This is a genomic window from Alteromonas hispanica (genome assembly GCF_010500915.1).
GTDB classification, from domain to species: Bacteria; Pseudomonadota; Gammaproteobacteria; order Enterobacterales; family Alteromonadaceae; genus Alteromonas; species Alteromonas hispanica.
In genome coordinates this window covers 232,614-245,032 of the sequence record NZ_JAAAWP010000003.1, presented here as the reverse complement: position 1 = coordinate 245,032, position 12,419 = coordinate 232,614, and the positions used below count along the sequence as shown (strand labels likewise).

Below are 12,419 nucleotides of genomic sequence, written 5' to 3'. Positions count from 1 at the left end.
GCGTATAATTTCCGTATACAAAATGTGCTTTCCTTAGCACTCCTTATTAGCCTACTGAAGTGTTCTCTCTATATCAAGAAAATTTAATAGTTAAACAAATAATTGATACAACGGAGAATTTTTGGGCCGATGTCTATTGAACGTAGCTTGTTTTCGCCGTAGAAGTGTAACAAAAATATACTTTCAAGACTGATGAGTTCTCAGTCTATACTTGCCATTGTGGATGCGAGCCAGTTTTAAACTTTACTTCGAACGGATAGAGGACCACCTATTGTTGTACCACATTTTAGGTACCATAAGCGCCGTCGCTTTTTTGCTGACGTGGTACGGGTTAGTAAAGCAAATAATCAGCATTGAAAAGCTGCGTAGCAGCAATTTACCACCTACAAAAAGCTTGTCGACAAATCAGTTCGCTTCAAGCTTTTTGGCATTTTATTCCAACTTTATTTTCGGTATTGCAATCGAGCCCCTTAGTCATTATTTGGTATGGACGCGATTCGGCGCAATTCTCCTAGTGTTGGTTATACTTTTTCAGATATGGCGAGACAGGCGCTCGTTATCTACAGGCTTTATATTTAGTTTTTGTGCTGTTGCCGTAGTGGTAGGTGTCTGTTCTATCGGTTTTCGGCCTTATCCTGGCCTAGCAAAGCTCGGTGCTACCACCCTGATGCTTATCGTCACAGCGTTGCTGGTTCAGGGCACCCTACATCAGCTTTTTGTGATTAGGCGTAGCCAAGTGATAGGCGCACTTTCGCCGACCTTGTTTCAAAGCATTTTGATTAAAGACGTAACTACTTTGGCATTTGCGTTCACTATGCCTTTTGCCATAGCCTGGCCACTTATATTGTTAAATGGTGCGAGCGTGATCACACGTGGTTGTTTGCTAATTCAAATGATAGTAATAGCAAACAAGTCACAACTTTAGCTTTAACTTATTGCTCGCTTCCCACTGGCTTTCAGTTATTTAAAAGCTGAGCTATATACCAATATTTCCCATTCTCGCAGTTCCTCGAGCAATACGTTTCTTGCTGTTTTAGCAGCGCATCTTCAAATCTGACGATGACTGGTTAAAAAGTATTCCCTGTCTAATTGATGAAGATCAACGTAATTGGCGTGGTTCATAGGTTTAATATGATTGAACTTAGTCTATCTTGTATAGATGTAAAACAGCCGTATGACGATGCGCAACCATACAGGTGTATATAGCTGTCGCGCCCTCACGCAACAAAGCGGAGATGCAAATGAGCAAGCATACTGTAGCTGTTGATATACAGCAATTATGCGACCAAACCGTAGTATTGATTTTAGCGGGTGGCCAAGGAACGCGTTTATTTGAGTTAACTGAGTCTATTGCAAAACCAGGCCTAGACTTTGGTGGTCACTATCGAATTATCGATTTTCCACTGTCGAACTGTGTGAACTCTGGCCTGAAGAAAATAGGAGTGATGACGCAATATAAGTCTAGAAACTTGGTCCATCATCTTATCCAAGGGTGGGCTAGATTTAATCAAGAGTTCGGACATTCGTTTGAGGTATTGCCTGCGTCTCAGCAATTCCCATCCGATTGGTATTTAGGTACTGCGGATGCGTTGTATCAGAACAAAGACTTCATTCGCGATTCTGGTGCTAAATATGTGATGGTGTTGGCGGGTGATCATATCTACAAAATGGATTATCGCTTAATGCTTCGTCAGCACGTATCGCAGGGTAGCGACCTAAGCGTTGCATGTATTGAAGTGCCTATTGCGGAAGCGGCTGGTCAATTTGGCGTTATGAATGTTGATGAGAGCGACAGGGTCACCTCTTTTGAAGAAAAGCCATTGTCACCCGAAGCGCTAGAAGACAGACCAGGTTATACCCTTGCGTCTATGGGAAACTATATTTTTGATACTGAATTTTTACTCGAACAGCTAACAACCGATGCGCAAAGCAGCATCTCAGAGCATGACTTTGGCAAAAACATTATCCCTTCAGTACTAAACAACTTTTTCGTTCAAGCATACCGATTCAAAGATATTCAGGGCGCTCAAGATCCTTACTGGCGTGATGTAGGCACTATCGACTCTTATTGGTTAGCTAATATGGCGCTGCTTGATAGCGAAAATAAAATTGATTTGTACGATAAGCATTGGCCCATTTGGTGTGAGCAAGCGTCTCTGCCCCCTGCTAAGTTTACAGGCAATAATTGTGCTGCAAGAACGGTTAGTGATTCATTAATTTCCAACGGTTGTATAGTAGGAATAAGTAAAATCACAAAGTCGCTTTTATTCTATGGCGCTAGCGTATCGCATGAGGTTAATGTAGAAAAATGTATCGTGTTACCCAATGCGCATATTGCTGAGCATTGCAAACTGTATCGCGTGATCGTAGCGCATAATTGCCGCATTCCTGCACATTTTGAAGCAGGATTCGACCATAACTACGACCGCGAACGCGGATTAAGAGTGAGTCCTCATGGCGTTGTACTCATTACGCAGTCTATGCTAGATAAAGTGGCTCGCTCGGAGAAATCTAAGAAAAGGTTGTTATCAACTTCTGCAGTTTCATCGGGTAAAGCCGCGTATTTTAATGGTAATTAATACAAACCACAGAAGCCAAGTTTGATTTGTCGTCTAAACTTACTCTATGCAACTGGTTGTAATAAACTTATGATAGGAATTAAATTTTTAAGCATTTTGTGCAAATAGGTTTTCCAACATGGCAATAGCATTACGCATTCTTTTTGTTGCGATATTTGTCAGCCTATCTTTCATGGCACCGGCGAAAGAAAAAATCGACATCGCAATAATAGAAACCTTACCCGTTCCTATTGTTACCGAGTCGAGAAAGGCATTTGAGACTGAGTTGCAGCGCATTCTGCCAAATAAAGATATTCAATTTCGCGTTTTCAATGCTGAAGGCTCGGTAGAGCAAGCGAAGACGTTCCTTTCTGGTGAGTTGTCTTCCTCACCCGCCGACCTTATTGTCACGGTTGCTACTTTAGCCACTCGCGCGGTTGTTAATTCAAATGAAGTACTTACCACTCCAAAATTGTTTATGGCGGTCAGCGAGCCTGTCACAGAGGGCATTGTTCCTGCGTTTGGCGCAGTGAGCAAGCGCAATATTACCGGTGAGTCTCATGTGGTTGATGCCGATATAAAGCTTGAGATGCTCGAAGGTGTACTCAAAGCGTCCAACCCAAATAAGATATTTAGAATAGGGTTAATACATTCAACATATCCCTCTTCTTACAATGCGGTAAACAGCTTACTAGCCCTTCAAAAGCGCTATAAAAATATTGTTTTTGTTCCAATTCAAACGCCCTATGTGCCGGGTGAGGCTGGGTTAGAGCTTATGAAGGAAGATGTGATTAGCACGTTAAAAAGTGAGTATGAATATCTCGATGGTTATTGGCTATCTGCAGGTCCTCTTATTGAAACAGATCACCTCATTGGAGCGATCAAAAAGCACACGGGTTTATTGCCACTGTTTGCTGAAAGCGTCGACGCTGTGAAGCAAGGCGCACTCATTGGTATAGTCTCACAACCTCAAGATATTGGTAAGTCTGCCGCTAATACTGCAAAGCAGGTTTTAGCACAGGGCTCTTCCGCTACCTTTCCAGTAGAAAAAATAGAAAACTTTACCGTAGCAGTGAATGTATCTACTGCTATAAAACTGCAGCTTCCTATACCTTCCTACTACCTGAAACTATCTGAACAGCACGTTTATCAGTAGGGTATAGCAAAGAGTTGATATGAGAATAAAATCAAAATTATTAGCCATATATATACCAATTCTACTTATTGGAATGGCACTGACTGGATACTGGGCTTACCTTACCGCCTATGATTCAGTGCGAGAGCGCGAGTATCAATTGCTCACTCAAACACTGGCTCTTAATGTCATGGAAATTGTGGAAGACAGGCGAGAGTTACTCATGAATTCTGGCCTGGAAAACGTGCCTGTTTTTCGTGACGCGTATCAAAATGAAGTTTTCGAAGAGCTAAATTCACTGCATCAAAGAACGGGTAGACACTTTGTTATCAGTGATGAAAGCACGCGGGATATTCTTTTTTCTACCTTTGAAAAGAAAATGATTCCAGACACTGGCAACGGTGGTATCGCTAATATGGGCGACATTAAATTAGCCTTTGGAGAGTCTCAATTTAATGGGCAGGATATTCTATTTGCCTGTACCACTTTTTCAGCGTGGAACTGGAAGCTCACCGCTGTTCAACCTGCTGACGAGCTTCAGGCGTCGCTCTCTAAAATAGCTTGGTTGACTTGTTTGGTCACTTTGCTCGCGGTAGCCCTTGTAGGTCTATTGATGGGAAGAGTGACGCAATATTTTGTTATTGCCCCTATTCAAAAAATAAGTGGGGCGGCCAGTAGAATTGCTATCGACCACAATCAGGTTCACATAAATGTAGAGCAAAACGACGAACTTGGGAGTTTGGCGAGAGATGTAGAGGCTATGTCTGCGGAAATTGCCGAATATGTAGAGCAAGCACAGCAGGCTAATCGTGCTAAAACCGACTTTCTTGCGGTTATGAGCCACGAGATAAGAACGCCTCTTAATGGAATACAAGGCCTTGCTACCCTCCTTCTCGACACATCGTTAGACGATAAACAGCGTAAATATGCTTCAGATTTAAAGTCTTCAGCCGCTATTCTGGCCAATGTAATTAATGACGTTTTAGATCTTTCAAAAATAGAGTCTGGTATGTCAGACCTAGATGTGGCCGAGTTTAACCTTGATGACATGCTCAATGATTTGATTACGTTGCTTGGCACCAATGCCAGTGCAAATGGAACTCGACTCGTTTATTCGAGTAAAAACTTAGACAATGTTTTGGTTACCAGCGACATCACGAAATTGCGTCAAATTGTCATAAATTTAGTGAGTAATGCCATTAAATTCACTCGTGAGGGTACGGTAAAAATTACGGCTAAGCTAAATACTCCATCGGGTGAGAAGCCTGAGGAAAACAAGCTGGTTATCTCTGTAAAAGATACGGGCATAGGAATAGAGAAAGAGCGGCTTTCTCACATTTTTGAGAAATTCACTCAGTCCGACTCGTCAATTACTCGCCTTTATGGCGGCACGGGGTTGGGTTTGGCCATTGCCAAACAACTGGCCGAGCTTTTAGGTGGCGATATTAAGGTAATGAGTAAGCTAGGCGAAGGGTCTAGCTTCACTGTAACCGCCATAGTAAAAAGTCGTTCCCAGGTAGATACCAATGGCAATGCATTAGTTGACGAAGAAACAGGGAACAAATCACTGCGTCAGGGATTAAACGTATTGTTAGCTGAAGACAATGCGATAAATGCCGTAGTAGCAAAAGCGTTATTGGAGCAACTGCATTGTAATGTTATTCATGTTGAGAACGGCATGCTGGCAGTGTCGCGGGTTGAGGAAGGTGGAATAGATATGGTGTTCATGGATGTGCACATGCCGGTAATGGATGGTATTGAAGCGACCCGACGAATAAGAAAGTTAGGGAAGCCATTTAACATTACGCCTATCGTTGGCTTAACCGCTGAGGCTTTTCAAGAACGCCATGTTGCATTTAGAGAAGCCGGTATGAACGATATTGTAACTAAGCCCATAACGCTAGATGGGCTGCGCAATAGTTTGCAAACGCTGAACCTTTAGCAAACTATGTCTAATACTCCTTTCTGGGCTAATATTAAGGCGTGTAATACGACAACGGAGGCGAGTTTTTTTGCCAATATCTTCTTTGCCAATCACTAAAGCAAAAGACCTCATTCGTCTGCGTGTCGCTCTTGTTATCGGCGCACTTATTGTTGCTAGCTTTATGGTGGCAGATTTTCTGTTACTACCTAGTACCATGCACAGCCTTTATACGTACGACCGGCTGTTTATTCAAATCCCCATTATATTTGCCGTTGTTTTGCTGTCTTTCTGGCGACGATTTGAGTATTACCGAGCTTACATATTCACTGCTTTACTGGTTCTGCTTACTTACTCAAACTATTGGTTGATTCTGGTATGTTGGCAGGAGTTTCAGTTCGCTTTTCCTTATGAAGGTACAATTTTATATGCGTTCTACTGCGTTTTTGCATTAGGCATTCCCTTTCGTTTTGCGATCACAAGTGCAGTAATAAATATTGCTGGTTTTATCGTTTTAATGTGGCTGGCACCCGCTTATGGTGACCGTATGCCAATATCTATTGGGTTTGTTGCTGCTTCACTGTTTACGTGTTCCTACGCAAAATATCGTCTCGATAGCAGCCTTTCACTGCTGAAAAAAACCAATGATCGCTTAACCAAACTGAGCAAATTCGACCCCTTAACAGAATTACTGAATAGGCGTGCTTTACGTAATCAAAGCGAAAGTTTGCTAGCGTACGCCAGGCGTCACAATGTGTCTTTAGCTGTGTTGATGTTAGATTTAGACGATTTCAAAAAATACAACGATAAGTTTGGTCATCAACAGGGTGATGAAGTCATACGGCAACAAGCCTCAATATTGAAAAATATTTTCAAGCGTGAGACTGATATTGTCGGCCGTTATGGCGGGGAAGAATTCGTCGTGGTATTGAGTGATGTTGACGATAAAAAGCTAGTCCAGATTTGTGAAAATTTACTCAAAGATTGGAAGGAGGAAAATGTCCCTCATGCACCAGGTGCGGTAAATGCTTTTATGAGTTGCTCTATTGGTGCGGTTATGACGAAAAAGCCTAATGACATCACCATAGATGGGCTAATTGATATTGCAGATAAGGCGCTCTATACCGCAAAAGACAAGGGAAAGGCCCGCTTCGAAATCGCTCAAATGTAAAGGCACTGCATTTCTTCTAATTCACCATGCGGTTTTGTTTATAAAATCGGCGAAAATGCGGTTAAATTTATGTAAAAAACGGTAAAAATGCGTAAATCGCGTTAACCTACATTGAACAATGATACTCCTGTACGTAGAATGCGCGCTGCAATTTTTTCTTCACATGAGTATTTTATGAAGCAACAGCTTTCTCTTCGTGCATCAGTATGTCTTGCACTTACTACCTTGGCTTCTTCCTCTGCCCTATCAGCCGGCTTTCAAGTTAACGAACACAGTGCAAACGGGCTTGGCCGCGCCATGGCAGGTCAAGCAGCAACACCAGAAAACGCCTCTATTCTTGCCACTAACCCGGCAGCCATTGGTGTGTTTAAACAGTCTCAATTTAGCACCTCAGTTAGCGTTATTGCTCCTAGCGTAGATGTGAGTGGCAATGTGAGCTATGCCGCAGGTGGGCAGCCTGTCGGGGCAACGGAATCCTCTGACAGCGACATTGCCGATACCGCAATAGTACCTAGCGTATTTTATATCTCTCCTATAAACGACAAATGGTCTGCAGGTGTTGGCCTATTCACAACCTACGGCTTGCGATCAGATTATAGCGATGATTTTGAGGCTCTTCATTTTGCTGATACGGCAGAAGTAAGATCTATCACTCTTAATCCAGCGGTGTCCTATAAATTGAACGATAACCTGATGTTGGGGTTAGGGCTTAATGCTACTTTCGCCGATGCTGAAATTAGCTCAGCTATTTCTAATAGCCTGTCGCCAATATTGAGCGGTGCACTACAAACACAAGTTCCGGCTAACACCTCCATTTTTAAACTAGAGGGAGAAGACTGGGGATTTGGTTGGAATGTTGGTGCGCTTTGGCAGCCAACAGATGCCACTAACATTGCTTTATCGTATCGTGCAGAAACAGAGTTAACGTTGAGCGGTGACGTGAGTTCACAAATCACTGCTGAATTAAATCAGCCAGGAAGCCTAGATCTAAACTTAGCGGCAATTACCGAGCTAGCGGTAAATCAAAGACTAGACAGCCAATGGTCGGTGCAAGCGAGTTTAACATTCACCGATTGGAGCACGTTTGAAAAGTTAGAAGCTAACTTAAATGACGGCTCAGACTTCCTAATAAAGCAAGAAAACTTCGACGATTCGCTGCGCGCTTCAGTGGGCGTAACCTATATACTAAGCGATGAGCTTACGCTTCGTGCGGGCTATGCTTATGATGATGGAGTGGTAACCGTTGAAAACCGTTCACTGAGTATTCCAGATACTGATCGTCACTGGGTATCGGGTGGCTTCACCTACTCATTTAACGACGATATGTCGATAGATGGCGCCTATGTGTATATCAACGGAAGAGAAGCGGACATTGATAAAACTCGTGCTTTGAACGAGCAAGGTACGCTTACTTCTACGTTTGTTGGCAGCCAGTCTGCAACCGCACATATATTCAGTGTTCAATTCAACTCTCGCTTCTAAAATACTGTCACTTTAGCTAACAGCATATTATCCAAACTGCCGCATTTGCGGCAGTTTGTTTATGGGCTGTTTACAGAGTGTATTAAGAGTGTGAATTGTGTTGATAAAGGGTTTTTTTAGCCAATTAAAGTGTTAGCGTAGAGGACTTGAATAATCATAACTGACGTTTTTAGCTAATGAAAAACTACACCATTATTGTTCTTTTAGCATTCAGCGCTTTGTTGCTCACAGGCTGCACATCTCATAGTCACTCTGTGCAATCAGCTGTCTATGGGCCTAGAGTATTTGATGAACCCTCGTTTACCGCTATTACTGTTGCATACGCGCCTGAAATGAAGGGAATACTCAATCGTATAGAACAAGATCCCAACGCCAGTATACACACTACTCTCAAAATCAAAGGTATTACTTATCGTTTGGGTACTTACCACAACGAACCCATTTTAGTGTTTGCTACTGGGATGAGTATTGCGAATGCTGCACTATCGATGCAAATGGCATTAGATTACTTCCCAGTAAAGCAAGTAGTTTATATGGGCATTGCCGGGGCGATAAACCCTAAATGGCAGCCTGGGGATGTTATTGTACCTGCTCGCTGGTACTATCATGATGAGAGTGTTTACACTAACCAAGATCCGAATAACGAGGGTGAGTATATTCTTCCAGAATATTACGAAGCTTTCGTAGAAGAACAAACAGTTCGACGCGCAAAAGATCCTCATTTACCTAATTATAAGCCCTTCCATTTTATTCATCCCGATGAAGTGCTAATTGTGAAAGAAGGTATGGATAAACCACAAGATACGGCTTATTTTACTGCTTCGCCGCGGCTTCTTGATGCAGCAAAACAAGCCATGTCTACCCTGCCCACACAGCGTGTATTGGGTGAGCGTGATGCAGATCTGCATGTGGGTGGCAACGGTGTAACAGGCTCAGTATTTTTAGATAATCGGGAATATCGCAAATGGACTCGCGAAGTGTTTAATGCAGAAGTGACTGAAATGGAGTCTGCTGCCATCGGTCAGGTCTGCACTATAAATGATGTAGATTGGGTTATCGTTCGCGCTATAAGTGACTTAGCCGGTGGTCAAGAGGGAGTTAATGTAGAGAGCAAATACGACACCGAAGTTTCTCGTATAGGCGCTAATGTGCTGTTCTCCATATTAGATACACTGTCAGAGCAAGAATAAGTACCTGCCTGCAGGCAAGGTAAGCTTTTTAAACGACTTACCTTGCTGGGCTCACAGGCCGCTGCAAAAGTGTACAGCAAAGATCAACACGCCCTAGTATTGCGCCTATCGCTACATGACCCTGGGCTAGAAGGTTAGCGTATCGTTCTCACCATATTAATAGTGGTTGTAGCCAGTTTCACTTCAACCAAAAATACAATAAGTGCGCTTATCAAGAACATCATGGCAAGGATAAACAGCACCACTATCGGTGTTTTTAAATCTACAATCCAAAGTGAACCTGCGAACAGCGCCATAATAACAGAGCACACCAGCAAACCGGAGGCTACACATAGCCCAATGGCCCAGTTAATAACCTTAACTCGCCGCCACAATACTTTTATTTCGCGCTTAGACCTATCAACGATATGTGGGTCTGAAAGCGTATGAATTTGTCGTTCTGCAACACGGACCCTATCTGAAATTCGCCCTAGTCGCGACGACATCACGTTTAAAAAACCTGCTATACCCGTAAGTAAGAAAACAGGGGCTACAGCAAACTCTATAAGCTGTGACAGGCTGGGTATGAGTGTGTCCAATGAATTCCTCCAAATTGGCCGAGCAATTTTCTAAGTTGTGGATATTTGATGATTAATAGTCAGAAGATACCACGAGTTACTCCCAAGCGTTGGTCCTACCTTACTTTTATGTGCTTTTAGCGCAATGCTTTTTTGTCTTTGTAAAAATACCGTATGGTATTCAACGAACCTCAATTTGTCGGTTTAAAAACTCAATAAAAACTACTCCGAAAAAACTGATGTAATCGCCACATGGTTAATGTGCGTATTCATTCATATAAAAAATATTACACAAAGGAATCTTAATGACGTCCACGCCGTTATTGTCATTTTCATTAATTGCGCTTTCTCTTGCCGCTAGTTTTTCAAACGTATCCCAAGCCGCTGATAGCAAAGATATTGAGCGTATTGAAACCACCACATCGCGCATTGCGGGAAATGATAATAACGTAGGATACGTTGTATCTTCCGTTACCGAAGAAACACTTAATCTACTGTCGTTTCAGCATATTCAGGAGTCTTTAAATTATATTGCTGGTGCTGGTGTACAGCGAGGCAATGGCCAAGAATATCTACCCGCATTGCGCTCGCCTGTGCTCACAGGAGCAGGGGCATGCGGCGGAATTTTAGCTGCTGAGGACGGTATTCCCCTTCGTGCCGCTGGCTTTTGTAATATTAACGAGCTGTTTGAAGCTCATGGTGAAATGGCGTCGCGCATAGATGTTATTAAAGGGCCAGCTTCAGCGCTTTATGGCTCGAATGCTATCCATGGTGTGGTTAATGTAGTAACGCCAGATACAACGCGAGGCGGCGGGTTTGTTGGTTTAGATTATGGGTCTTATGGCTTTCATCGCGTAAAACTTCGACAAGGAAAAGACTTTGGAGACAGTGGCATAGGAATAAATGCCAGCGTAACGCGCGATACTGGCTATCGAAACGACGAAGGCGTAGACCAAAAGAAAGTGAACGTACGTCATCGAGTCGATTTTGACAGCCTGTCAGTAACAAGCGGACTTACCTATACAAATTTAGATCAAGAGACAGCGGGCTATATAACTGGTTTTGAGAGCTATAAAGATGAAGACATAGCGCGCAGTAACCCTAATCCAGAAGCGTTCAGAAAGGCAAAAAGTTTACGGTTATGGAGCAAAGCAGATTGGTTATTTGATAATGGAAACGCGCTGTCTATTACTCCATATGTACGCAATCAATCTATGGACTTTAGAATGCATTTTTTGCCGGGTAAGCCCCTTGAACAAAATGCCCAGGAAGGCGTTGGCGTTCTTTCACAATACAACTATATCGTTAACGACTCGTGGAATATCGATCTTGGTTTGGATGCAGAACACACTCAAGGAGAACTGATTCAGTCGCAAGACAGCAAGACCATAGGCTCAGCGTTTTTGGTAGAGACTGTGCCGGTTGGAAAACATTACGACTACGAGGTTGATGCCACCTTAATAGCGCCATTTTTTGCTTTTAACATGCAGCAGGGAAAGTGGGATGTTTCTGTAGGCGGGCGTTTCGAAAGTATGCGCTACGACTATACTAACAATATGAATGTGGGACGGTTAAGAGAAGACGATACGCAGTGCGGTTTTGGTGGTTGCCGATATAGCCGACCAGAAAGTGGGGAAAATGATTTTGATAATTTTAGCCCCAAGCTTTCTATGCAATATACCTTGTCGAGCGAAACACAATTGTATGGCGGTATTTCAAAAGGATATAGGGCACCTCAGGCGACCGAACTTTATCGACTTCAGCGGGCACAAGAGGTTACCGATCTTGAGTCTGTCGACGCCACCAATGTAGAAGTGGGATTAAGGGGCAGTATGGCAAGCGGTAGTTATGTGCTATCGCTATATAGCTTACGCAAAGACAATGTGATTTACCGCGACAGCGATTTTTTCAATGTCAGTAACGGAGAGACGTGGCATAGAGGTGTTGAGCTTACTGTAAATTACGCCATTAACTCTCGTCTGCGTCTCGACTTCGCCGGTACCTACGCTGCGCATACCTATGAGCACGACCAGCTGTCGGGTGAGATAAATATAAAAGGGAACGATATGGATACCGCTCCCAACCTGTTACTCAACACACGTTTACAGTATTCATTCACCGACGATATTGAAACGCAGCTTGAGTGGCAGCATGTGGCTAGCTATTTTACAGACCCTGAAAACGCAAATGAGTACGATGGTCACAATCTTTTGCATGCCCGCGCAAGTTACGCAATGTCAGAGCAAATAACCTTGTACGCTCGCATTAACAACTTACTTGATGAAACCTATGCAGAGCGTGCTGACTTTACTTCTTTTACCGGCGATCGCTATTTCCCAGGTCGTCCGCGTAACTTTATGTTGAGTGCAACCTTCACAATGTAGCGCCTATTGTAACAACCCGAG

Annotated in this window: 9 protein-coding genes; 8 read left to right on the top strand and 1 reads right to left on the bottom strand. The window is 43.2% G+C overall.

Features of this window, described 5'->3' with window-relative positions:
- The first annotated feature begins 271 nt into the window (after window positions 1–271).
- The 7 genes from GTW09_RS06595 to GTW09_RS06565 all read left to right on the top strand — a co-directional run bounded on the left by GTW09_RS06595 (window position 272) and on the right by GTW09_RS06565 (window position 9,457).
- On the top strand, window positions 272–925 hold the full coding sequence (locus GTW09_RS06595) for a hypothetical protein (RefSeq protein ID WP_163111013.1): 654 nt from the start codon (window positions 272–274) through the stop codon (window positions 923–925).
- 316 nt (window positions 926–1,241) lie between these two features.
- Window positions 1,242–2,579 carry a glucose-1-phosphate adenylyltransferase gene (gene glgC / locus GTW09_RS06590; RefSeq protein ID WP_163111011.1) on the top strand — a complete coding sequence of 446 codons (1,338 nt, stop codon included), beginning with the start codon at window positions 1,242–1,244 and terminating at the stop codon, window positions 2,577–2,579.
- A gap of 118 nt (window positions 2,580–2,697) precedes the next feature.
- A complete protein-coding gene (locus tag GTW09_RS06585; protein WP_163111009.1) occupies window positions 2,698–3,714 on the top strand; it encodes an ABC transporter substrate-binding protein in 1,017 nt (338 codons plus the stop codon).
- A 19-nt stretch (window positions 3,715–3,733) separates the two neighbouring features.
- A complete protein-coding gene (locus GTW09_RS06580) occupies window positions 3,734–5,635 on the top strand; it encodes an ATP-binding protein (protein ID WP_163111007.1) in 1,902 nt (633 codons plus the stop codon).
- A 70-nt stretch (window positions 5,636–5,705) separates the two neighbouring features.
- On the top strand, window positions 5,706–6,785 hold the full coding sequence (locus GTW09_RS06575) for a GGDEF domain-containing protein (protein ID WP_239059300.1): 1,080 nt from the start codon (window positions 5,706–5,708) through the stop codon (window positions 6,783–6,785).
- A gap of 174 nt (window positions 6,786–6,959) precedes the next feature.
- A complete protein-coding gene (locus tag GTW09_RS06570; protein WP_163111005.1) occupies window positions 6,960–8,267 on the top strand; it encodes an OmpP1/FadL family transporter in 1,308 nt (435 codons plus the stop codon).
- A gap of 176 nt (window positions 8,268–8,443) precedes the next feature.
- A complete protein-coding gene (locus tag GTW09_RS06565; protein ID WP_071980908.1) occupies window positions 8,444–9,457 on the top strand; it encodes a 5'-methylthioadenosine/S-adenosylhomocysteine nucleosidase family protein in 1,014 nt (337 codons plus the stop codon).
- A gap of 134 nt (window positions 9,458–9,591) precedes the next feature.
- Here the strand turns inward: GTW09_RS06565 and GTW09_RS06560 are convergent, their stop codons facing one another.
- Window positions 9,592–10,035: a DUF2721 domain-containing protein gene (locus GTW09_RS06560; RefSeq protein ID WP_163111003.1), complete on the bottom strand. Its 444-nt coding sequence runs from the start codon at window positions 10,033–10,035 to the stop codon at window positions 9,592–9,594.
- Between the two features lie 284 nt (window positions 10,036–10,319).
- On the opposite strand from GTW09_RS06560, the gene GTW09_RS06555 reads away from it, so the two are divergent.
- A complete protein-coding gene (locus GTW09_RS06555) occupies window positions 10,320–12,398 on the top strand; it encodes a TonB-dependent receptor (RefSeq protein ID WP_163111001.1) in 2,079 nt (692 codons plus the stop codon).
- Window positions 12,399–12,419: the final 21 nt, after the last annotated feature.